We start from the raw sequence: 22,168 nt of genomic DNA, 5'->3' as shown, positions 1-22,168 counted from the left end.
AGAAAAGCGGTTACCCACCCCGTCATACTACCAGCTATCATCGCCATTATTGTCGCAAGCCAAGGATTAATACCTGCGACAATCGCCGTTGCAGCTACCGCAGCTCCCATTGGAAAGCTGCCATCCACACTCAAATCGGGGAAATCGAGAACACGGAACGTAAGATACACACCCAGAGCGACTAGGCCATAAATCAAGCCAATTTCGAGTGCACCAAAAAAAGCAAATGCAGACATAACTGCTCCTTTCTGCATGCTCAGGCTGGCTAATACCAACCTGAACTTAAGACTTCTAACGTATACTCCCCTTCTTCTCTAGCAGAATGCTCTACACGAGAAATCCGGCGAGTATCAATTTTGGGGCAAGCGTCTACCAACCAACGTGACAGGCTTAACCCCCAAAAAGCGTTACTTATTGCATGCTTGTCGCACGTTCAACCACAGAATTTGGCAGCTTGATACCGAGCTTAGATGCTGCGCTTTCATTAATTACAAGGTCAGAGCCCGTCGCGACTTTTACATCCAGCTTGCCTGGTTCTTGACCATCAAGAATCGCCGCCACGTAATCCGCGGTTTGTACACCAACCTGGTAGTAGTCAAAACCTAAGCCTGCAATTGCACCTTTTTCGACATACGACGTCGCGCCACCAAATACAGGTTTCTTCGCTTGATTCGCTGCCACAATCATTCCTTCAATCGCACTTGCAACTGTATTGTCTGTTGGGGCGTAAAGAATGTCTGATTTCGCTGCAATCGCTTGAGTCGCAGACTGAACATCAGCACTTTTTAGTGCGGTCGCTTCAACCACTTGTATGCCTTTTGCTTTTGCGCTTTCTTTTAGTAATTCAACTAAAGTCACGGCATTAGCTTCACCGGGATTAAATACAACCCCGATGCTTTTCACCTGAGGAAGAATTTCTTGGATGAGATCGACATGCTGAGCAACGGGTGAAAGATCAGACAGGCCAGTTACGTTTTTGCCTGGTTGTTCCATCGACTTAACCAATTTCGCACCAACCGGATCTGTTACCGCAGTAAAGACAACAGGAATAGAGCGAGTAGCCGACACCAAGGCTTGTGCCGAAGGTGTCGCGATGCCAACTAACACATCAGGATTTTCACCGACGTACTGACGGGCAATTTGCACCGCAATCGCTGGATTACCCTGTGCGGTCTTATAATCAAATTCTAGATTTTTGCCTTCTTCGTAGCCTTTCGCTTTCAAACCATCAAGTAACCCTTGGCGCGTCGCGTCTAACGCCGGGTGTTCGACAATCTGTGAAACTGCGACAGTTGCAGTGGCGGCCAGTACATTGGTAGAAGAGAAAATAGCAGTAGCTGATAGAACGGCAGTGGCTAGTAAACGTTTCGTTTTCATCATAACTCCTTGATGTGACTTCGTCCTTGTTTCACGAGCTTTCAATATGTGTATCGACTCGTGAATTCAAATGTTTGAAGGCGGTATTGTTGTGTTCATATAACTGTGCACTTCTTGCGCATCTTGTTTTTATTATTACTACTAAGTCTTAGTAAAGAAAAGAAAGATTTAACACTAAAGTAACATTTGTGATCGGGGGGACTTCTTCATCCGGAAAGAATCTTTGGTAAACAAAGCTTCGCTCGCTTCATCAACGACCGTCAAAGTAGGTAATAGAGGCAGGATCAAAAATGGAGCGGCCAGTGCACACTCCATTTCAAACAATTTAAATTAGAACCAACGCTCTAATGACGATTTATCGAGCTGGCGAAACGCTCGGTTCAGTATTATCGCAAGCTCTTTGTAACGAGGGCGAGCTTTGACAGGCTCTAATGCAAAACCTGTTTCCACAATTTTTTGATGCAACTCCCGATACCAAGAGGCCAAAGAAGGCGGCAATTTCGTGTTGGATCGAGCCCCAAGCCACCAAATGCCTTGAAGTGGCAAGCTAATCGCAAACAAGGCGACAACAATGGATTGAGGTAAAGCGTGGTAATTGTTGAATGCCATTTGAGTGAGTACGCTGATCGCAGCAACAGCTGGCATGACTTTAATGCCAAAGCGAGTCGCCTTAATGATACGCTGTTCCGGAAATATGGCGCTTAGCTCTTTACGAACCGGCCAGATCTCCATGTAATTCTGGCCATCTTTCAGGCTATGGATCAATCCGACTTTATTACTCATACCGTTCTCTCACTAAAAAATAGTTGAACATTTCAACTGAAGGTACAAAAAATTGATGAAAGTTAATATTCTTTCAAATTTTTTTTGTTATCATTGCTTATTATCGCTATCCTTTGCAGACCCTCAATCTCATTGTTGCTGTTATTTACAATTTAAGCAACTCCGAGATATCTATCTGCACGGATCGCATCATAGTGATGGAAGGGTTCATCACTATTTCTTTATATGGAATTAGAACAATTTTTGACCAGGATTAGTACGCAGCCTTCTGGGTATCGGCTATTCTTGTGATTAATTTTTCATTCTTTAACTGATTTTTTATCAGACGAATAACAGGTAGTCATACATGTCTAAGCTAGTTTTAGTTTTAAACTGCGGTAGTTCTTCTCTTAAATTTGCCGTTGTTGATGCCGAGAACGGCGACGAGCACTTGTCAGGTCTTGCTGAGTGTCTTCACCTTCCTGAAGCTCGCATCAAGTGGAAACTTGATGGAAAGCACGAAGCTCAACTAGGCAATGGTGCAGCTCACGAAGAAGCACTAGCGTTTATGGTAGAAACTATTCTTGCTTCTAAGCCAGAGCTTAAAGCTAACCTAGGCGCAATCGGTCACCGTATCGTTCACGGCGGCGAGCAGTTCACTCAATCTGCACTAATTACTGATGAAGTTCTAAAAGGTATTCAAGACGCTGCAACATTTGCACCTCTTCATAACCCTGCTCACATCATCGGTATCGAAGCGGCTAAGAAAAACTTCCCAGAGCTGAAAAACGTTGCTGTATTTGACACTGCGTTCCACCAAACTATGCCTGAAGAGTCTTACCTATACGCTCTTCCATACAACCTATACAAAGAACACGGTATCCGTCGTTACGGCATGCACGGTACTTCTCACTTGTTCATCACTCGTGAAGTTGCAGGCCTACTAAACAAACCAGTTGAAGAAGTAAACATCATCAACTGTCACCTAGGTAACGGCGCATCTGTATGTGCGATCAAGAACGGTCAATCTGTAGACACTTCTATGGGTCTTACTCCACTTGAAGGTCTGGTAATGGGTACTCGCTGTGGCGACATCGACCCTGCTATCGTCTTCCACCTACACGACGCTCTAGGTTACTCTGTTGATCAAATCAACACGATGCTAACTAAAGAGTCTGGTCTTCAAGGTCTAACTGAAGTGACTTCTGACTGTCGTTTCGTTGAAGACAACTACGGTCAAAAAGAAGAAGCAACACGCGCAATGGACGTGTTCTGCCACCGTCTAGCTAAATACGTTGCTGGCTACACTGCTTCAATGGAAGGCCGTCTAGACGCAATCACTTTCACTGGCGGTATCGGCGAGAACTCTGGCCCTATCCGTGAAATGGTTCTAAACCGTCTTGGCATCTTCGGTATCGAAGTAGATAGCGAAGCTAACCTTAAAGCTCGCTTCGGCGGCGAAGGCGTTATCACGACTGAAAACAGCCGTATCCCTGCAATGGTTATCTCTACTAACGAAGAGCTAGTCATCGCTGAAGACACTGCTCGCCTGACAGGTCTTTAATTGAATTCCTGGCTAGCCACTCGGCTAGCCAGATTTTCATTCAAACGAATTTCTTAGGGGCTCAACTCCTATTCTTCGAGCTTCATGGAATAAGAGTTGAGCTTTTATCCCCCAAATAGCTAAAGGTACTCTACGAATGTCTCGTACTATTATGCTTATCCCTACTAGCGCAGGCGTTGGCCTAACAAGCGTTAGCATGGGTGTTCTTCGCGCTATGGAGCGTAAAGGCGTTAAAGTTTCTTTCTACAAGCCAATCTGTCAGCCACGTTCAGGTGGTGATCAGCCAGATCTGACTTCAACTATCGTTGGTCGTAACAGCGATATGAAGATCGGTGAACCAATGGCGATGTCTGTTGCTGAAAGCCTAATCGGTAACGACAACATGGACGAGCTGCTAGAAACCGTTGTTGAACGTTACAACCAAATCAACAAAGACGCAGACGTTACGCTAATCGAAGGTCTTGTACCTACTCGTAAGCACCCATTTGCAAACCAAGTAAACGCGGAAATCGCGGCAACACTTGGTGCAGAAATCGTGCTAGTTGCGACTCCAGGTACTGATAACCCTGCGCAACTGAAAGAGCGTATCGAAGTAGCATGTTCTAACTTCGGCGGCACTAAAAACAAAAACATCTCTGGTGTTATCATCAACAAGCTAAACGCTCCTGTTGACGAAGCTGGCCGTACTCGCCCTGACCTATCTGAAATCTTTGACGATGCAGACAGCGCGAAACAAAACGAATTGAAAGTGATGGAAATTTTCAACACTTCTCCAATTCGTGTACTAGGTTGTGTGCCATGGAGCATTGATCTGATTGCGACTCGTGCAATCGACATGGCTAAACACCTGAACGCAGATATCATCAACGAAGGTGACATCAACACTCGTCGCATCAAGAGCATCACTTTCTGTGCACGTTCTCTGCCAAACATGATTGAGCACTTCAAACCGGGTTCTCTACTTGTTACTTCTGCAGACCGTCCTGATGTTATCGTTGCTGCTTCTCTTGCTGCAATGAACGGTGTGGATATTGGTGCAGTACTGCTAACTGGCGGTTACGATATCCCTAGCGAAATCGAAGGCCTATGTAAACCAGCATTCGACACTGGTCTACCTATCTTCAAAGCACAAGGTAACACTTGGCAAACGTCTCTAAACCTACAGAGCTTCAGCATCGAAGTACCTGCAGACGATAAAGAGCGTATCGAGTTCATCAACGAACACGTTGCTGGCCACATCGACGGTAACTGGATCGAGTCTATGACTGAAGGCACTCAGAAGTCTCGTCGTCTAAGCCCACCAGCGTTCCGTTACCAGCTAACTGAACTTGCTCGTAAAGCAGGTAAGCGTATCGTTCTTCCAGAAGGTGACGAACCACGCACAGTTAAAGCAGCGGCAATCTGTGCTGAACGCGGCATTGCAGACTGTGTACTTCTAGGTAACCCAGATGAAATCCGTCGCGTAGCGGCTCAACAAGGCGTTGAGCTAGGTACTGGTGTAACCATCATCGATGCAGATGCTGTTCGTGAAAACTACGTTGCTCGCCTAGTTGAGTTGCGCGGTGCGAAAGGCATGACTGAAGTTGTGGCTCGTGAGAAGCTACAAGATTCAGTATTCCTAGGCACAATGATGCTTGAGAACGACGAAGTTGACGGCCTAGTTTCTGGTGCTGTTCACACTACGGCGAACACTATCGTTCCTCCGTTCCAAATCATCAAGACGGCACCAAATGCGTCTATCGTATCTTCAGTATTCTTCATGCTTCTGCCTGATCAAGTACTGGTTTACGGTGACTGTGCAATCAACCCAGATCCAACTGCTGAACAGCTTGCTGAAATCGCTATCCAATCTGCCGACTCTGCAGCAGCATTCGGTATCGAACCACGCGTTGCAATGATCTCTTACTCTACTGGTGAATCTGGTAAGGGTGCAGACGTTGATAAAGTACGTGAAGCAACAAAACTGGCTCAAGAGAAACGTCCTGATCTTATCATTGACGGTCCTCTACAGTACGACGCTGCTATTATGGAAAACGTTGCTGCTTCTAAAGCACCAAACTCTCCAGTTGCAGGTAAAGCGACAGTATTTGTATTCCCAGACCTAAACACGGGTAACACAACTTACAAAGCGGTACAACGTTCAGCTGACCTAGTATCTATCGGTCCAATGCTGCAAGGTATGCGTAAGCCTGTAAACGACTTGTCTCGTGGCGCGCTAGTAGACGACATCGTGTACACCATCGCTCTAACAGCTATCCAAGCAGACCAAGAAGCTAAATAATAGCTTCTTACATCTAGTTGGATATAGATACAAAGCCCTCGATTCGTCGAGGGCTTTTTCTATTGCTGGCCAGAACACTTATTTATTTTTTATACCAATCACTGCACAACCTATAATTACTGGTGCACAAAGCTTTTCTCCCTATCGCCCCCCATACCTAATCGACATTGCTCGTGCTTGTTCTTACACCGATTGACCCACTCCCCAAAATGCATTGGCTCCAAAGCAGCACGGTCCCTGTTCAATTTATCGACATTATTTACGTTTTAGCTAAACTTTTTTGCTAGGAAATACGTAAAAGCTACTGCAATGCACAAACTCATTGACTGCTAAGGAATATATATGAAGGATTTCATCAATACATCACTGATAAAGTTTGGTTTAGCTGCGTTTCTGATTAGTTTTTCTTCATTCAGCTTTTCCGCCCCGAGTATTAAAGGCGTCGATCAAGATATGTCCGGAGGAACGGTGACCGCTGAAATGGCTCATGCTGATGACAATGGGTGGATGGTTGTCCACCGAACAGACGAATCAATGAAGCCTGGTCCTGTTATCGGCTACGCTCCGTTAAAAATGGGAAAGAATGAAAACGTAAATGCAATTTTGATGGAACCAGTAGAATCAGGCGATATGCTGATGTTAATGGTCCACGGAGAGAAAGGTGGCATGAAGACTGGTGTGTTTGAGTATACGCTCGGCGCTAAAGAGGACGGTCCTGTAAAAGTGGACGGAAAGCTAGTGATGGACATCGTACGCGCTAAGTAGGGTGGCGATGAATGAAAAAGTAAACTTCCTACTCCCGGTATTTAGATGACACAAAAGTACTCAACGGCATTGCTAACCGTTAAGTACTTTTTCATTTGCGATGGAAGCAGCAAACTAGCCAATCCTTTCTCTTCCATGAGGAGTATTTAGGTCTAAATCAGGCCCTTTTGGTACAACTTGCGTCGGATTAATCCCAGTGTGGCTGAAGTAGTAGTGGCGTTTAATGTGATAGAAATCCGTCGTGTCTTCAACGCCTTCAACTTGATACAACTCTTTTAAGTAGCCTTGTATATTTTCGTAGTCTGCGATGCGCTGCTTGTTACACTTGAAATGCCCCACATACACCGCATCAAAACGAATAAGAGTCGTAAACAAACGCCAATCAGCCTCAGTAATTGTGTTCCCTGCTAAGTAACGATGCGTCGCTAAGTGAGCATCGATTTTATCTAACGCATTAAACAAAGAATCAAACGCTTCTTCATACGCCTCTTGTGTAGTCGCGAAGCCACAACGATACACTCCGTTGTTGACATTCGGATAAACAAAATCGTTCCACTCATCAATAACGTGTTTTAGATGATCTGGATAGTAGTCGTCGTGATTCCCTGTTAACGCATTGAATTCCGAATTGAACATGCGAATGATCTCTGACGACTCGTTTGACACAATAGTATTGGTCTTTTTATCCCAAAGTACAGGCACGGTTACGCGGCCCGTGTAATCGGGTTTGGCCTGCGTGTAAATTTGATACATGCGCGTGTGACCAAACAATGGCTCAGGAAGCCCCATTTGCCAACCTTGGCTGAGCATATCAGGGCAAACGACCGTGACATCAATATGTGGTTCTAAACCTTTCAGCTTGCGGAAAATGAGGGTTCGATGTGCCCACGGACAAGCAAGAGAGACATACAAATGGTATCGACCGGACTCTGGTGTAAACTCCGCATCAGGGTCGTTTTTAACCCAGTTACGGAATCCGGCATCTTCGCGCACAAATTTGCCACCATTTGATTTTGTGTCATACCAGACATCTTGCCAAACACCTTCAACCAACTTACCCATGATTGCTCTCCTCTCGTTCTGTTTGTGTCTATATTAGCGTTTCCTATCAAACAGAGAATCATCGAACTTAGGACATCATGTTCAAGAAATTCGAATGTATAAATCAGACACATAAAAAAAGCGCGACCCGATGAAGGTGTCGCGCTTAAGCCCGTCACAGGCTGAATTTATACACTAACGTGTAAACAAGATACCGCGTGAACGTCATTACCTAAAATGGTTGGCTTTGTCTTCGCACACTCTTCGGTTGCTTGTGGGCAACGAGTGCGGAATACACAACCCGACGGTGGGTTGATAGGTGAAGGAAGATCACCCTCTAGCATTTGGATTTTCTTATTGCGCTCAATATCCGGGTCCGGGATCGGAACCGCAGACATCAGCGCACGCGTATATGGGTGCTTAGGATCAGCAAACAGAGCCTCGGCCTCGCCAAGTTCCACGGCATTACCTAAATACATAACTAAAACGCGATCTGAAATGTGTTTAACGACAGACAAGTCATGCGCAATGAATACCAGAGAAAGCCCTAACTCTTTTTGAATCTCTTTAAGTAGGTTAACCACCTGAGCTTGAATAGATACATCAAGCGCCGATACTGGCTCGTCACAAATGATCATCTTAGGCTTAAGGATAAGCGCACGCGCTATCCCGATACGCTGACACTGACCACCCGAGAACTCGTGTGGGTAACGGTTAATCACGTTAGGTAATAGGCCAACTTTCGCCATCATCTCTTTAACGCGATCTTTCACTTCCTGCTTAGACAGTTCTGGATAGAATGTCTCAAGAGGTTCAGCAATGATATCACCAACAGTCATACGCGGATTCAGCGATGCCAATGGGTCTTGGAAAATCATCTGAATTTCTTTACGCGTCTCACGGCGCTGAACGCTTTTCATTTTAGTAAGGTCTTGACCCAACCAAACTACTTGGCCGTCAGTAGCTTCAACCAGACCAATGATGGCACGAGCAAACGTCGATTTGCCACAACCTGATTCACCTACTACACCAAGCGTTTCCCCTTCGTATAGTCGAACGTTCACGCCATCTACCGCTTTCAGGCTCGAAGGCTTTGACCACGGCCATGCCGACTTTGAGGCAATGCTGAAGTGAACTTTCAGCTCAGAAATGTCCAGAATTAGTTTTTTGTCTACTGCGTTCATTTGTTCCAAGCCTCCCATTCAGAAAAACATGCACGCTGACGACCATCACCAAATGGTGTCAGAATTGGCGCCTCGCGCTTACAACGATCCATCACACGGTGACAGCGCTCTTGATAAGGGCAGCCCGGCGGTAGACGAAGCAAGTTTGGTGGATTACCAGGAATGGTCGGCAGAATTTCACCCTCAGTATCGAGGCGAGGAATCGCCTTCAGCAGCCCCTCCGCATAAGGATGGCTTGGATTGTAGAAAATTTCGTTTACGTTGCCGTACTCCATAGTACGGCCTGCATACATCACCAGCACCTTGTCACACGAACCTGCAACCACACCAAGGTCGTGCGTGATCATGATGATCGCTGTGTTGAACTCAGATTTCAGCTCATTCAACAAGTCCATGATCTGTGCTTGTACCGTCACATCAAGTGCTGTTGTTGGCTCATCGGCAATAAGCAGTTTAGGACGACATAACAACGCCATCGCGATCATTACACGCTGACGCATACCGCCTGAAAACTCATGCGGGTACATCGTGATACGCTTACGCGCTTCAGGGATTTTTACCGCTTCCAGCATGCGTACTGATTCTTCAAATGCTTCCGCTTTGCCCATGCCTTTGTGCAGCATAAGCACTTCCATCAACTGATCACTCACTTTCATGTAAGGGTTCAGTGATGTCATTGGGTCTTGGAAGATCATTGCGATCTGTTCCGCACGCACTTTGTTCAGTTCTTTTTCTGGTAAGTTTAGGATTTCTTTGCCTTCAAACTTTGCGCTACCAGAAATAATACCGTTCTTAGCCAAAAGGCCCATGATTGCGAATACGGTTTGAGATTTACCTGATCCCGACTCTCCAACGATACCTAAGGTTTCGCCTTGGTTGAGAGAGAAGTTCAAATCGTTTACTGCGGTTACGATACCATCTTGCGTGGTGAATTCGACGCGCAGATCTTTGACATCTAATAAGCTCATCATTGCTTCCTTAATCTTATCTTTTAATTATCTGTCTTTTGGATCCAGCGCATCGCGCAGGCCGTCACCAACGTAGTTGAAGCAGAATAGCGTCACAACCATGAACACTGCTGGGAATGCCAGCTGCCAGATTGCTACTTCCATTGTCTGTGCACCTTCTTGTAGAAGAGCGCCCCAACTTGTCATTGGTTCCTGAACACCAAGACCAAGGAATGATAGGAATGATTCCGTTAGAATCATACTTGGGATAAGCAGCGTAGAGTATACCGCTACAATACCCAGTACGTTAGGTACGATATGACGAGTAATGATTTTCCAGTTGCTTACACCACACACATGTGCCGCTTCGATAAACTCCTTGCTACGTAGACTAAGAGTCTGACCACGTACGATACGCGCCATATCTAGCCATGCGATAGCACCAATCGCAACGAAGATCAGCATGATGTTACGACCGAAGAATGTTACCAGTACAATCACCAGGAACATAAACGGTACCGCGTATAAAATTTCTAGAATACGCATCATTACGCGGTCAACTTTACCGCCGATGAAACCAGATGCTGCGCCGTAGAGCGTACCAATCAGTACCGCTACAAATGCACCCATAACACCTACCATCAACGAAATACGACCTCCAATTAGCGTACGCACGTATAAATCACGGCCTAAGCTGTCAGTACCAAACCAATGGTCAGCATTCGGTGCAACGTGCATCGCGTACCAGTCAGTATCATCAAATGTGTACGGTGCGATCATTGGCAGGATAATAACGGCCAACGTCATTAGAACAAGAAGGAATAAGCTCACCATCGCCGCTTTGTTGCGCATGAAACGGATACGAGCATCTTGCCAAAGACTGCGACCTTCAATCTCCAAGTTTTCGGAGAATTTCTCAATCGCTTCTAGGTTTTCTTTTTTCGTTAACATAACCAAACGTCCCTGTTAGTAGCGAATTTTCGGGTCAATCATTGCAAGTAAAATATCTACAATCGCGTTGAATAGAATGAATAGGAAACCAATCAGAATGGTTACCCCCATTACTAGCGAGTAGTCACGGTTAAACGCAGCGTTAACGAATAGTTTACCAATACCAGGCAGACCAAAAATGGTTTCGATAACAACGGAACCGGTGATGATACCTACGAAAGCTGGACCCATGTAAGAAACAACAGGGAGAAGTGCCGGCTTAAGAGCGTGTTTGATAATGATATAACGGTAACTTAGACCTTTAGCACGTGCCGTACGAATAAAGTTACTGTTTAGGGTTTCGATCATCGAACCACGCGTAATACGAGCAAAGGTAGCAACATACAGTAGCGACATACCAATAACAGGAAGCACTAAATACTGCCAGCTACCATCTTGCCAACCGCCCGCAGGGAAGATATTCCAGTGAAGCGAGAATATGTAGATAAGCGCAGGCGCTAATACGAAGGATGGCATTACGACACCAAGCATCGCAGTCGACATAATGGTGTAATCAATCCAAGTATTTTGCTTGAGCGCAGCAATGGTACCGACGGTAACCCCCATTATCAAAGTAAAGATAAAGGCGATGAAGCCCACTTTAGCCGAAACAGGTAAGGCAACCGCGATCAGCTCGTTTACTGAGTAATCAAGGTATTTAAATGACGGTCCGAAATCGCCTTGGATAACATTGGTCAAATACGTGGTGTATTGTTCAAATACAGGTTTATCCAAGCCATATTTAGCTTCGATATTTGCCATTACTTCGGGTGGCAATGGACGCTCTGTCGAGAAAGGGTTTCCCGGTGCAAAGCGCATAAGAAAGAAAGATACGGTGATCAAAACCAACATTGTTGGGATCGCCTCAAATATCCTTTTTGCGATGAATTTAAGCATAAACTCACTCTTTCAGTCTGTGACAGTTAAATTAAAGAAGTCGTCCAATTCTTTTGGACTAAAGATAGGCGCTACATGCAATTTCTCACATGTAGGGCCTCATTTTTATAGTTCTATCGAGTTACGAATTACTCTGTGATGTAGAGATCTTTAGAGTAAATCTTGTCTTCCGCGTTATTTACTGGGAAGCCACCAACTTTCGGTGATAGTAGACGTGATTTCACGTACTGGTAGATAGGTGCGATTGGCATATCTTTTGCCATCAACTTCTCTGCTTCTAGGTAAAGTGCTTGGCGCTCTTCGTCAGAAGTTGAAGCAAATGCTTTGTTCATGATCGCATCGTACTCTTTGCTGTCGTAGTGAATACCACCAGTAGTGTTATTACTCATCATCAGCGTTAGGAAAGATGAAGCTTCGTTGTAGTCGCCACACCAACCTGCACGAGCAACCTCAAAGTTGCCAGAATCTTTGGTAGATAGGTAAGTTTTCCACTCTTGGTTTTCTAGCGTAACGTCTAGACCAAGTGTCTTCTTCCACATTGAACCCAGTGCAACCGCAAGTTTCTTGTGGTTCTCTGATGTATTGTATAGAAGGTTAAATTCAAGAGGGTTGTCTGCGCCGTAACCCGCTTCTTCCAATAGACGCGCAGCTTCTGCGTTACGCTCTTCTTGCGTCATTTTGCCGTATGCAGGAATTTCTGGGTTGAAACCTGCCGTAATTTCAGGTGTTAGGAAGTAAGCTGGCTTTTGACCTTGACCTAAAATCGCATCGGTCACAATGTTACGGTCAATCGCATAAGAAATCGCTTTACGCACACGAACATCATCAAACGGCTTTTTCTTCGTATTGAAGATGTAGTAGTAAGTACATAAGTTACCGGTTACCGACACTTCTTGTGGGTGCTCTTTCTTCAGACGCTTGAAGTGCTCTGTAGGCAGCTCGTTCGTGAAGTCGATTTCACCCGCTAGGAAGCGGTTCATTTCCGCTACTTGGTTCTCGATTGGTAGGAAAGTAACCTGGTCAAGCGTCGTGTTTTCGTTGTCCCAGTACTGTTCGTTACGTTTTAGAACCAAACGCTCGTTTACAACCCAGTTGTCAACAACATAAGCACCGTTACCTACAAAGTTCTCTGGCTTCGTCCATTGATCGCCGAACTTTTCAACAGTTGCTTGATGAACAGGTTTCACTGTCGTGTGGCCCATCATCATTACAAAATATGGTACTGCAGTATCTAACTCAACCACTAACGTGTGATCGTCAACCGCTTTAACACCTAACTCGCTCTTATCTTTTTTACCCGCAACAATGTCTTTTGCGTTCTTCATCTTGGTGTATTCCATGTACCAAGCATATGGAGAGGCGGTTGCTGGATCGACTGCGCGTTGGAAGCTGTAAACGAAATCACCTGCAGTGACAGGATCACCGTTTGACCATTTTGCGTCTTCACGTAAGTGGAAAGTGTATGTTTTGTTGTCTTCAGTTTCCCAAGATTCTGCAACACCAGGGATAGTGTTACCGTCCGCATCTTGGTTTACAAGGCCTTCAAGAAGATCGCGAATCACGTGGGATTCTGGAACACCTTGAGATTTATGAGGGTCTATTGTCGCAACTTCTGTACCGTTACCACGCACCAATTCTTGAACAGCAGCAAGTTTTGGCTCTTTAGAATCAGATTTAGCTTCAGGGGCTGGAGCCGGAGCAGGCTCAGCAGCTTGTTTCTCCGCAGGCTTTTCACCACAACCAGCTAGAGCGAGAGAAAGACCAGCACCAATAAATAAAGCGCGCGTGATTTTATTCTTATACATGCGTAAAACTCCAAATTTTTTCGTTAGCATCCATGACTTCTTTGTAAGGGCCTGGAACGGTCAGAGTTTTAGATTTTTTTAGTGCACTTTCTGAGCACAAAAGTCTAAAACCTTACAAAGACTGCGGCACACATTAGCAATCATTGAAGTAATTTGCCATAAAAATGTAGCAAAAAAACCAATAATGCTGACTAAACCACACATATCTAGCAGTAAACTCTAACCCCAAAGCATTCACCAGCCAAATAAAGACCAGAAGCGACATTTAACAGGCGAAACTTTCGATTAATCTGAGTTTAAACCATTTACTAGCATCTTATGCTAGATATTTACACATCATTTAACATTTATGACAAATCAAGTCTAACAAATAATTGTTTATATATTGGGCAAAAAACTTTTATTGTGAAGAATATCACCAGACAAAAGATAGGAAATATTGAAACAAAGTGAGCAATACAATGAAGATAAATACAAAAAAAGCTAAGTACCATTAGCACTTAGCTTTTTTCACTAGAATGCGGGTTAGTTCTATTTTTCCCAACGCTGTGCAGCTTGATGATCGGTGTCGCGCGACTCAACCCAACGATCTTCATTCGTCGTACGCTCTTTTTTCCAAAATGGAGCTTGGGTTTTCAGATAATCCATGATGAACTCGCACGCATCAAATGCCGCGCCGCGGTGCGCACTGGAAACGCCCACAAATACAATTTGATCACCGCTATCCATGTCTCCGACGCGATGAATCACGCGTACACCTAATAGTGGCCAGCGAGACTCAGCTTGATCACAAATGTCGCTCAAGCTCTTCTCTGTCATCCCCGGATAGTGCTCTAGATGTAAACCAATGACATTATCCCCAAGGTTCATATCTCGAACTTTACCAACGAATGTAACGACAGCGCCGGCAGCCGTCCCTTCAGATAGACGTTGATATTCTTGCTCAACCGAAAAGTCTTCAATTTGTACAGATACACGAGAATCCATCTTAACCCCCAGTTACCGGCGGGAAAAACGCAACTTCGTCACCTGCTTTTACTTGTGTATCCAAAGGGACGATGGATTGGTTCACTGCAGCAAGTAGCTTTCCTGGCTCGAGCGCTAAATCCCACTTGCCATCTTTCTTAGTGCCTTCTTCCACTAGATGTGCACGAATTGATTCAACCGTTTCAAACGGCCCGTCTAACTCGACACTGTCGATGCCAATCAGCTCGCGAGTTTGAGCAAAGAAAAGTACTTTAATCATGATTCCACCTTAAAGTGACCAGATTTACCACCCGTTTTCTCTAGTAGACGAACTTGACCAATGACCATGTCTTTTTGTACTGCTTTACACATATCGTAAATCGTTAGAGCAGCAACGGAAGCTGCCGTGAGCGCTTCCATTTCCACACCAGTTTTACCCGCAAGTTTACATACTGATTCGATGCGAACTTTGTTTTCTGTTTCGATAGCTTCCAGTTGAACTTCAACTTTAGAGAGTAGTAGCGGATGACAAAGTGGAATCAAATCCCAGGTTTTCTTCGCAGCTTGAATACCAGCAATACGAGCCGTCGCAAATACATCACCTTTATGGTGCTGGCCAGAGACAATCAGTTGAAGTGTTTCTGGGGCCATGTGAACAAATGCTTCAGCACGAGCTTCACGAACCGTCTCCGTTTTTGCTGACACGTCAACCATGTTTGCTTCGCCAGAAGCATTGATATGTGTAAATTGGGTCATTGTTTTTCCTTCGCTTTTAGGAAAGGTTATACAGATAGGTGTGGCATGAAGTTACAAGGGCGATGACTTGCATCCAACTGCTGTTTAATAATTTTTGTCCAGCCTGTGCGGCACGCACCAGTTGAACCTGGCATTGCGAAGATCACGGTGTGGTTAGCAAAACCAGCAATCGCACGAGACTGAATCGTAGACGTACCGATCTCTTCGTACGACACCATACGGAACAACTCACCAAAACCTTCAACTTCTTTATCAAATAGAGGCTTAAGTGCTTCTGGCGTGCTATCACGTGAGGTGAAACCTGTACCGCCAGTAATCATGATCGCTTGTACGCTTTCATCAGCAATCCATTGAGAAACAATCGCGCGGATCTTGTACATGTCATCAATAACAATTTGCTTGTCTACTACGTTGTGACCCGCTTCTTGAGCATGTTCAGCAAGGTAACGACCAGAGGTATCGTTTTCTTCAGTACGAGTGTCAGATACCGTTAGAACGGCAATATTTGCAGGTTGGAATTTGCTTTCAGCGTGACCCATTTGTTCACCTATTCTCTTAATTAGCTTTGATACGCTTGGTATCGATTCGGAAAAAGTTAGAGCCAGCTTATCAGTGAACTCGCTCTAAAAATTGAATGAAGTTAGCCGCCGATAGACGCGAGGTGTGGCGTCATACCAGTATTGCCATCATGCAAGAAATGGCTTACCGACTTGGTTTGTAACTGCGCCTGGATACGTTCAATAAGCTCACTCTCTTGCTCATCACGTTCCAAAAGATCACGCAATTCTACACCGTGGTCTCCAAACAGACATAGGTGCAGCTTACCCATCGCCGAAACGCGCAGTCGGTTGCAGCTTTCACAAAAGTCTTTTTCATAAGGCATGATAAGACCTATTTCACCCTTGTAATCAGGATGAACAAATACTTGCGCAGGACCATCATTATGCGAGCGCACTTTCAGCAACCAACCATTTGCAATTAGCTGGTTACGAATTGCCACTCCGGATACATGGTGCTTATTAAATAGCTCATCCATCTCACCCGTTTGCATCAACTCAATGAAACGCAGTTGGATTGGACGATCTTTTATCCAGTTAAGAAACGCTGGCAGCTCGTGATGGTTCAGATCTTTCATCAACACCACATTAACTTTTACTTGCTCATAACCGACCTCGAACGCACGTTCGATACCATTCATGACTTCAGTAAACTTATTTTCACCTGTGATTTGATGAAACATACGCGGGTCAAGGCTATCCACACTGACATTAATGTGGGTTAAACCCGCTTCACGCCAATCTGCGACTTGTTTTGCCATGCGATAGCCATTGGTTGTCGTTGCAACTTTTTGAATGCCAGGCGTCGCCGCTACTGAATGGATAATGTCGGTAAAATCTTTGCGTAAGCTAGGCTCACCACCAGTGATGCGCACTTTTGACGTGCCACAATCAGCGAATGCTTTTACGACCCGTTTGATTTCAGGGAGAGATAAAAAAGACGAGTTTTTATTGCCCGAAGGCTTATAGCCATCAGGAAGGCAATAGGTACATTTGAAATTACATACGTCGGTCACAGACAGACGCAAGTAATAAAACTTACGATGAAATTTGTCTTCGAATTGTTGCGCCACGGAACACCTTTCCAAACACGGGAGGCATGGCCATTTCCAATCATGCCCTTGTGACAGTATGCCACTGGCTCAAAACGCTTATCCAAGGACTTAGCAATAGTGAGCTCGGAGTTATGGCAACCAGAGATATGAAATCTCTGATAGCTTTGCGGTGTAAAATACTTAATATTTGTAATGGAATCCAGACTTGAGTGATAAAAAACTCTCTAGAGACACAATTTACCGCTAAGTGAGTACCTTTAAGACACTCCTTAAGATAAATTGTAGCCGTTTTTTATTAGATTATTAGAAGAACATAATGAATATCTACACAGATAAAAAAGTGGTCGCTGTTGGCGGTGGTCATGGCTTAGGTCGAATGCTGGCCGCATTACGAGATTTTGGCAGCAATGCAACTGGGATTGTTGCCACGACTGACAATGGTGGTTCAACAGGAAGAATTCGTCACTGCCAAGGAGGAATCGCTTGGGGAGACACACGTAACTGTATTAATCAGCTCATTACAGAGCCTTCGATCAGTTCTATGATGTTTGAATATCGCTTCAAAGGCACTGGCGAACTTGATGGTCATAATCTTGGTAATTTGATGCTTACTGCACTCGATAACTTATCGGTCAGACCTTTAGATGCCATTAATCTGATTCGCAATATGTTAAAAGTCGACGTTAACATCCTTCCTATGTCCGAACACCCTTCGGATCTTTCCGCGTTATCCGTAGATGGGAAGTGGGTTACGGGAGAAACAAATGTCGACGAAATGAAAGCAGACTTGCGACGTTTGGATCTTTCACCAGAAGTGCCTGCTACCAAAGAAGCCATCACAGCTTTGGCGGAAGCGGACGCGATTATTCTTGGCCCTGGCAGTTTTTTAACTAGTATCATGCCTCCTTTATTGCTGCCTGAACTCGGCAAAGCGATTGCAGCAAACACAAAAGCAAAAGTCATTTTTGTTGCTAACCTGAGTCCAGAATACGGCCCAGCGGGACGAATGACGATGGCTCAAAAATTAGAATGGTGTGAACGTGCCTGTCAAGGAAGAAAAATAGACGTGGTTCTAGCAGAGAAAACCAAGCAAGACGTCTTAAGTCAATGGAATGTAGTGACGGAGTCACTCGCCTCCTCTAACCGAGACTGGCGTCACGATAGAAACAAGCTCAAACTAGCGATTGAAAATCAGCTACAACTTTCTATTTAAGAGCACGTTACCTGGCTAGCGCCCTCTTTTAAGGTGTTTATTGATAATGAAAACCCTTCTGTCATCGAAGGGTTTTAGTTCAGGCATCCAGTAAGAACAGATGTTTACTAAGAAAAAATGGTTAATAGGAATAAATAGTTACTGTCGCCAAGAGCGATAAGCATCTCGAGTTTCGTGCAAAAGATCGAACATAACCTCTAACTCCTCAGACTCCGCAGTCAACTCACCGGCTTTCGCTTTTTTGTCTATGGACATCGCCAGTTCACAAAGGCGATCTGCCCCAAAGCTCGCAGCACTACTTTTCAACGCGTGGCTGATTTCTTTTGAGTAAGCTAATCGCTCTGCCCCCTGTAGTTGGGATAAGTTCTCGATATAGGTATCCATTTCTCCTAGGAAGATATCGAACAGTACAGGTACGTTGTCACTGCCAATTTCCATCGACAGTTCATCTATTTTTTGCTGATTTAATACATTTACACTCATACTTTTTGCCGCTCTTCCTTGCCGTTCCATGCCTGTAACTTGCGGTAAATCGTCGACGGACTGACATCAAGGTATCCCGCCGCTCGAGGAATATTGCCATCACATGCTTCAATCGCTTGCTCGATTGCCATTTTTTCCGTCATCCATAATGGCATAATCTCAGATGCGGTCATCGCTTTCGGCTCAATTAATTTAGCCACAGACGACGGACGGTCAAGCGGTTGATTCAACGGTGGCGGTAACATGTCCAACGTAATCTCTTTACCGTTGTTTAGAACAACGATATTGCGTAGCACGTTTTGTAACTGACGAACGTTACCCGGCCACTCATAGCTGTTGAATCGCTCGATGACATCAGGCGCAAAACGTATGAAGCTTTTTCCTTCTTCGTGTGACATGTAACCTAGCAGTGAGTATGCAATTTCAATAACATCTTCGCCTCGTTCGCGTAAAGGCGGTAAATGCAAAGGAATGACATACAAACGATAGTACAAATCTTCACGGAATCGACCTTCTTGTACCTCTTTCCAGGGATCACGGTTAGTGGCACAAACAAAGCGCACATCCACGCTCTTCATTTTTGAGGAACCCACTTTTTGGAATGTGCCCGTTTGAATAAATCGTAGCAACTTGGTTTGTAAATCCAAGTCCATCTCACAAAGCTCATCTAGAAAAAGTGTGCCGCCATCCGCTAACTCAGCTGCCCCTTGACGATCATTCGCAGCGCCAGTAAAGGCCCCTTTTACGTGACCAAACAGTTCACTCTCAATCAAATCTTTTGGAATTGCAGCACAGTTAATTGCAATAAAAGGTTTGTCACCACGTTTACTTGCTGCGTGAATAGCCTCGGCACATACCTCTTTACCAGTACCACTTTCACCTGTGATAAAAATACTCGCTTTACTGCTCGCCGCTGAATCTATCGTACGGTAAACCTGCTGCATGGTTTGGCTACTGCCGATAAACCCCTGATAGCTCTGATTGCCTGGATTATCGGCTTCATTTTTTAGCTTGGTCGCTTTACGAATTGCATTGTTAACCGTGACACGTAAACGGTCCGCTTCACACGGTTTAATTAGAAAGTCTTGTGAGCCATGACGCATGGCCTCGACAGCGGTATCGATAGAACCGTGAGCGGTCATAAAAATTATAGGTACGTCGGGATGACTCTTTTTAACGGCATGTAAAACGTCCATCCCCGTCATATCTGGCAGACGGAGATCGAGTAAAATAAGATCTGGAATTCGATGATTTAGGCTCTCAATGGCATCCCTACCTGTGCCGACAATATTGATATCTATGCCAAGCGGTGTCAGGTATGAGCGGTACAGAGCCGCAACAGATGCGGTGTCCTCGACCATTAAAAGGTAACGAGACTTTGGGCCTTCGGGTTTTTGTTGCATAACCTAGCTATTATTTTGTTGTGTTTTAAACAATAATCGCATTACGCTTTGCATTTTGCAAATAACATTAGCTAAATTATGGGCAAAGGAAAAAATTCAAAAATAATATCAATTATTTAAAAAGTGGCACAAACCATGCTGTAACGATAGTGACCCCTCGGGTCACCTAGCCAACTGACGTTGTTAGTGAACGATATGTTCACAAAACAAGCCAATAGACCCGACTGCCTATTGGCTTCTTTTTTTTTACAAGCGACCTAAAATGCTTGGATAGTTAAATCGGTAAGTTTGTTCAACTATTTGCGATGAACTGCGCTCGTAGTTTTTCAATCTCGTCACGCTTTTGTGCCGCTAACTCAAATTCTAAATCTTGCGCATGCTGATACATCGCTGCCTCCAGTCGACTGATTTCTTTTTCTAGCTGCTGAGGGGACAGTGCCTCGTAAGTTTGCGAAGGCTCCGCCACTTTCGATAATGGTACCTGTTTAGTGTTACGCTGGCGTTTAGACTTAGTGATATCGCCAAGTTCCATGATGTCTTTGATATTTCGTTTGAGCGCTTGTGGCGAAATACCCATTTCTTCGTTGTACGCTTCCTGCTTCTCGCGACGACGGTTAGTTTCATCCATCGCCTTTTTCATTGAGTTGGTGATTCGGTCAGCGTATAAAATCGCCTTACCTTCGATGTTTCGTGCAGCACGACCAATGGTCTGAATGAGTGAGCGTTCAGACCGCAAGAAGCCCTCTTTATCCGCATCCAAAATTGCAACTAACGAGACCTCTGGCATATCCAGGCCCTCTCTCAATAAGTTTATTCCCACCAGCACGTCAAATTCCCCAAGACGAAGGTCACGGATAATTTCCACACGCTCAACAGTATCAATGTCTGAGTGTAAATAACGTACCTTAACATCATGTTCGTGAAGGTATTCGGTGAGATCTTCAGCCATTCGTTTGGTCAGTGTTGTAACCAGAACTCGTTCATCTTTAGCAGCGCGAATACGGATCTCAGACAATAGGTCGTCGACTTGGGTCGCTACTGGGCGAACTTCCAACTCAGGGTCAAGCAAGCCTGTAGGACGAACGACTTGATCCGCCACATCACCCGCCGATTTTTCTAGTTCGTAATTTCCGGGCGTAGCAGAGACGAAAATCGTTTGTGGCGCTAGTGCTTCAAACTCCTCAAACTTCAGTGGACGATTATCCAAAGCTGAAGGTAACCGGAAACCAAACTCCACCAGCGTTTCTTTACGCGAACGGTCGCCTTTATACATGGCACCTATCTGCGGTACTGTCACGTGAGATTCATCGATGATCAACAAGCCATCATGAGGTAAGTAGTCAAACAGGGTTGGTGGCGGCTCACCTTCCGAGCGTCCACTGAGATAACGAGAATAGTTTTCGATACCGGAGCAAAAGCCCAACTCATTCATCATTTCGATATCGAATTGAGTGCGCTGGCTAATTCGCTGCTCTTCCAGTAGCTTGTTGTTATCTAGAAGCTGCTTTTTGCGCACTTCTAGTTCGACTTTAATATTTTCAATCGCTTCAAGAATGCGATCTCTTGGCGTGACATAGTGCGTCTTGGGATAGATGGTATAGCGCGGCAAGTCTCGTTGTTTCACCACGCCTGTCAATGGATCGAACACACTGATGCAATCCACCTCATCGTCAAACATCTCAACGCGCACAGCGTCTTGGTCTGATTCAGCAGGGAATATATCAATCACCTCGCCACGGACACGGAACTGCCCTCGCTCAAAAGCAACATCATTGCGCGAGTATTGGAGCTCCGCTAGGCGACGAAGCATATCACGCTGATCAATCACATCTCCACGTCGCAAATGAAGCATCATTTGTAAGTAGGATTCCGGATCACCCAAACCATAGATAGCTGAAACCGAAGCAACTATAATAGCGTCTTTCCGTTCCAATAAAGCTTTAGTGGCAGACAGTCGCATTTGCTCAATGTGGGCGTTAACCGAAGCGTCCTTTTCAATGAAAGTATCTGTTGTGGGAACGTATGCTTCAGGTTGGTAGTAATCGTAGTAAGAAACAAAATACTCAACCGCATTATTAGGAAAGAATGACTTCATCTCACCATATAACTGAGCAGCAAGCGT

21 protein-coding genes and 1 riboswitch are annotated in these 22,168 nt (G+C 44.9%); of the genes, 4 read left to right on the top strand and 17 right to left on the bottom strand.

The window, feature by feature from the left end:
- From IQR33_RS14725 to yfbV, 3 genes are all read right to left on the bottom strand, one after another.
- Nucleotides 1-236, bottom strand: a 236-nt coding sequence (locus IQR33_RS14725; protein WP_416222678.1) for an ABC transporter permease subunit, incomplete at its 3' end; no start/stop codon positions are given.
- Nucleotides 237-411: 175 nt separating this feature from the next.
- Nucleotides 412-1,377, bottom strand: coding sequence for an ABC transporter substrate-binding protein (locus IQR33_RS14720; protein WP_053349612.1), 966 nt, complete (start codon nucleotides 1,375-1,377; stop codon nucleotides 412-414).
- 330 nt (nucleotides 1,378-1,707) lie between these two features.
- On the bottom strand, nucleotides 1,708-2,160 hold the full coding sequence (yfbV, locus tag IQR33_RS14715) for a terminus macrodomain insulation protein YfbV (protein WP_005380809.1): 453 nt from the start codon (nucleotides 2,158-2,160) through the stop codon (nucleotides 1,708-1,710).
- A 346-nt stretch (nucleotides 2,161-2,506) separates the two neighbouring features.
- Between yfbV and IQR33_RS14710 the strand changes: the two genes are divergently transcribed.
- The 3 genes from IQR33_RS14710 (at nucleotide 2,507) to IQR33_RS14700 (ending at nucleotide 6,749) form a co-directional block, all read left to right on the top strand.
- On the top strand, nucleotides 2,507-3,703 hold the full coding sequence (locus IQR33_RS14710) for an acetate kinase (RefSeq protein WP_005380807.1): 1,197 nt from the start codon (nucleotides 2,507-2,509) through the stop codon (nucleotides 3,701-3,703).
- A gap of 136 nt (nucleotides 3,704-3,839) precedes the next feature.
- Complete coding sequence (gene pta, locus IQR33_RS14705; protein WP_033905765.1) at nucleotides 3,840-5,984, top strand: phosphate acetyltransferase; 2,145 nt, start codon at nucleotides 3,840-3,842, stop codon at nucleotides 5,982-5,984.
- A 342-nt stretch (nucleotides 5,985-6,326) separates the two neighbouring features.
- The gene (locus IQR33_RS14700; protein WP_005380804.1) at nucleotides 6,327-6,749 is read left to right on the top strand and encodes a hypothetical protein; all 423 of its coding nucleotides are present in this window, start codon (nucleotides 6,327-6,329) and stop codon (nucleotides 6,747-6,749) included.
- A gap of 114 nt (nucleotides 6,750-6,863) precedes the next feature.
- On the opposite strand, the gene IQR33_RS14695 is transcribed toward IQR33_RS14700, so the two are convergent.
- From IQR33_RS14695 to moaA, 11 genes are all read right to left on the bottom strand, one after another.
- The gene (locus IQR33_RS14695; protein ID WP_005380796.1) at nucleotides 6,864-7,811 is read right to left on the bottom strand and encodes a glutathione S-transferase family protein; all 948 of its coding nucleotides are present in this window, start codon (nucleotides 7,809-7,811) and stop codon (nucleotides 6,864-6,866) included.
- A gap of 167 nt (nucleotides 7,812-7,978) precedes the next feature.
- On the bottom strand, nucleotides 7,979-8,992 hold the full coding sequence (oppF, locus tag IQR33_RS14690) for a murein tripeptide/oligopeptide ABC transporter ATP binding protein OppF (RefSeq protein WP_005387265.1): 1,014 nt from the start codon (nucleotides 8,990-8,992) through the stop codon (nucleotides 7,979-7,981).
- The gene (locus IQR33_RS14685; protein ID WP_005380792.1) at nucleotides 8,971-9,942 is read right to left on the bottom strand and encodes an ABC transporter ATP-binding protein; all 972 of its coding nucleotides are present in this window, start codon (nucleotides 9,940-9,942) and stop codon (nucleotides 8,971-8,973) included. Before IQR33_RS14685 ends, oppF begins: the two co-directional genes overlap by 22 nt.
- A gap of 27 nt (nucleotides 9,943-9,969) precedes the next feature.
- Entirely contained in the window at nucleotides 9,970-10,872 is a 903-nt protein-coding gene (oppC, locus tag IQR33_RS14680) for an oligopeptide ABC transporter permease OppC (protein WP_017633861.1), read from the bottom strand.
- 15 nt (nucleotides 10,873-10,887) lie between these two features.
- Nucleotides 10,888-11,808, bottom strand: coding sequence for an oligopeptide ABC transporter permease OppB (oppB, locus tag IQR33_RS14675; protein ID WP_005380786.1), 921 nt, complete (start codon nucleotides 11,806-11,808; stop codon nucleotides 10,888-10,890).
- A gap of 128 nt (nucleotides 11,809-11,936) precedes the next feature.
- Nucleotides 11,937-13,613: an ABC transporter substrate-binding protein gene (locus tag IQR33_RS14670; RefSeq protein WP_017633862.1), complete on the bottom strand. Its 1,677-nt coding sequence runs from the start codon at nucleotides 13,611-13,613 to the stop codon at nucleotides 11,937-11,939.
- 531 nt (nucleotides 13,614-14,144) lie between these two features.
- Nucleotides 14,145-14,600, bottom strand: coding sequence for a molybdopterin synthase catalytic subunit MoaE (gene moaE, locus IQR33_RS14665; RefSeq protein WP_017821374.1), 456 nt, complete (start codon nucleotides 14,598-14,600; stop codon nucleotides 14,145-14,147).
- Between the two features lies 1 nt (nucleotide 14,601).
- The gene (moaD, locus tag IQR33_RS14660; RefSeq protein ID WP_005388938.1) at nucleotides 14,602-14,859 is read right to left on the bottom strand and encodes a molybdopterin synthase sulfur carrier subunit; all 258 of its coding nucleotides are present in this window, start codon (nucleotides 14,857-14,859) and stop codon (nucleotides 14,602-14,604) included.
- Complete coding sequence (moaC, locus tag IQR33_RS14655) at nucleotides 14,856-15,335, bottom strand: cyclic pyranopterin monophosphate synthase MoaC (protein WP_005388936.1); 480 nt, start codon at nucleotides 15,333-15,335, stop codon at nucleotides 14,856-14,858. The genes moaD and moaC overlap by 4 nt, the downstream gene beginning before the upstream one ends.
- 26 nt (nucleotides 15,336-15,361) lie before the next feature.
- Nucleotides 15,362-15,874 carry a molybdenum cofactor biosynthesis protein B gene (gene moaB, locus IQR33_RS14650; RefSeq protein ID WP_005388935.1) on the bottom strand — a complete coding sequence of 171 codons (513 nt, stop codon included), beginning with the start codon at nucleotides 15,872-15,874 and terminating at the stop codon, nucleotides 15,362-15,364.
- A 101-nt stretch (nucleotides 15,875-15,975) separates the two neighbouring features.
- Nucleotides 15,976-16,965, bottom strand: coding sequence for a GTP 3',8-cyclase MoaA (gene moaA / locus IQR33_RS14645; RefSeq protein ID WP_017636052.1), 990 nt, complete (start codon nucleotides 16,963-16,965; stop codon nucleotides 15,976-15,978).
- Nucleotides 16,954-17,088: riboswitch (molybdenum cofactor riboswitch) on the bottom strand. Its footprint overlaps the gene before it by 12 nt.
- Nucleotides 17,089-17,263: 175 nt before the next feature.
- Between moaA and IQR33_RS14640 the strand changes: the two genes are divergently transcribed.
- A complete protein-coding gene (locus tag IQR33_RS14640; protein ID WP_193837604.1) occupies nucleotides 17,264-18,160 on the top strand; it encodes a YvcK family protein in 897 nt (298 codons plus the stop codon).
- A gap of 138 nt (nucleotides 18,161-18,298) precedes the next feature.
- Here the strand turns inward: IQR33_RS14640 and luxU are convergent, their stop codons facing one another.
- From luxU to uvrB, 3 genes are all read right to left on the bottom strand, one after another.
- Nucleotides 18,299-18,643 (bottom strand): quorum-sensing phosphorelay protein LuxU, encoded by a 345-nt coding sequence (luxU, locus tag IQR33_RS14635; RefSeq protein ID WP_054576229.1) that lies wholly within the window; start codon nucleotides 18,641-18,643, stop codon nucleotides 18,299-18,301.
- Complete coding sequence (luxO, locus tag IQR33_RS14630; protein ID WP_005380768.1) at nucleotides 18,640-20,046, bottom strand: quorum-sensing sigma-54 dependent transcriptional regulator LuxO; 1,407 nt, start codon at nucleotides 20,044-20,046, stop codon at nucleotides 18,640-18,642. The genes luxU and luxO overlap by 4 nt, the downstream gene beginning before the upstream one ends.
- A 292-nt stretch (nucleotides 20,047-20,338) precedes the next feature.
- The coding region (uvrB, locus tag IQR33_RS14625) for an excinuclease ABC subunit UvrB (protein ID WP_193843787.1) at nucleotides 20,339-22,168 on the bottom strand (1,830 nt) is incomplete at its 5' end.

The organism is Vibrio sp. OPT46 (assembly GCF_015163535.1).
Classification (GTDB): Bacteria; Pseudomonadota; Gammaproteobacteria; order Enterobacterales; family Vibrionaceae; genus Vibrio; species Vibrio alginolyticus.
Note: the sequence above shows the minus strand (reverse complement) of the source record. Positions and strands in the feature narration are given on the sequence as shown.

Bases quoted from the DNA above. Each gene is read 5' to 3' on its own strand.
- IQR33_RS14720 (WP_053349612.1), bottom strand. From the start codon at position 1,377: ATGAAAACGAAACGTTTACTAGCCACTGCCGTTCTATCAGCTACTGCT.
- yfbV (WP_005380809.1), bottom strand. From the start codon at position 2,160: ATGAGTAATAAAGTCGGATTGATCCATAGCCTGAAAGATGGCCAGAAT.
- IQR33_RS14710 (WP_005380807.1), top strand. From the start codon at position 2,507: ATGTCTAAGCTAGTTTTAGTTTTAAACTGCGGTAGTTCTTCTCTTAAA.
- pta (WP_033905765.1), top strand. From the start codon at position 3,840: ATGTCTCGTACTATTATGCTTATCCCTACTAGCGCAGGCGTTGGCCTA.
- IQR33_RS14700 (WP_005380804.1), top strand. From the start codon at position 6,327: ATGAAGGATTTCATCAATACATCACTGATAAAGTTTGGTTTAGCTGCG.
- IQR33_RS14695 (WP_005380796.1), bottom strand. From the start codon at position 7,811: ATGGGTAAGTTGGTTGAAGGTGTTTGGCAAGATGTCTGGTATGACACA.
- oppF (WP_005387265.1), bottom strand. From the start codon at position 8,992: ATGGGAGGCTTGGAACAAATGAACGCAGTAGACAAAAAACTAATTCTG.
- IQR33_RS14685 (WP_005380792.1), bottom strand. From the start codon at position 9,942: ATGAGCTTATTAGATGTCAAAGATCTGCGCGTCGAATTCACCACGCAA.
- oppC (WP_017633861.1), bottom strand. From the start codon at position 10,872: ATGTTAACGAAAAAAGAAAACCTAGAAGCGATTGAGAAATTCTCCGAA.
- oppB (WP_005380786.1), bottom strand. From the start codon at position 11,808: ATGCTTAAATTCATCGCAAAAAGGATATTTGAGGCGATCCCAACAATG.
- IQR33_RS14670 (WP_017633862.1), bottom strand. From the start codon at position 13,613: ATGTATAAGAATAAAATCACGCGCGCTTTATTTATTGGTGCTGGTCTT.
- moaE (WP_017821374.1), bottom strand. From the start codon at position 14,600: ATGGATTCTCGTGTATCTGTACAAATTGAAGACTTTTCGGTTGAGCAA.
- moaD (WP_005388938.1), bottom strand. From the start codon at position 14,859: ATGATTAAAGTACTTTTCTTTGCTCAAACTCGCGAGCTGATTGGCATC.
- moaC (WP_005388936.1), bottom strand. From the start codon at position 15,335: ATGACCCAATTTACACATATCAATGCTTCTGGCGAAGCAAACATGGTT.
- moaB (WP_005388935.1), bottom strand. From the start codon at position 15,874: ATGGGTCACGCTGAAAGCAAATTCCAACCTGCAAATATTGCCGTTCTA.
- IQR33_RS14640 (WP_193837604.1), top strand. From the start codon at position 17,264: ATGAATATCTACACAGATAAAAAAGTGGTCGCTGTTGGCGGTGGTCAT.
- luxU (WP_054576229.1), bottom strand. From the start codon at position 18,643: ATGAGTGTAAATGTATTAAATCAGCAAAAAATAGATGAACTGTCGATG.
- luxO (WP_005380768.1), bottom strand. From the start codon at position 20,046: ATGCAACAAAAACCCGAAGGCCCAAAGTCTCGTTACCTTTTAATGGTC.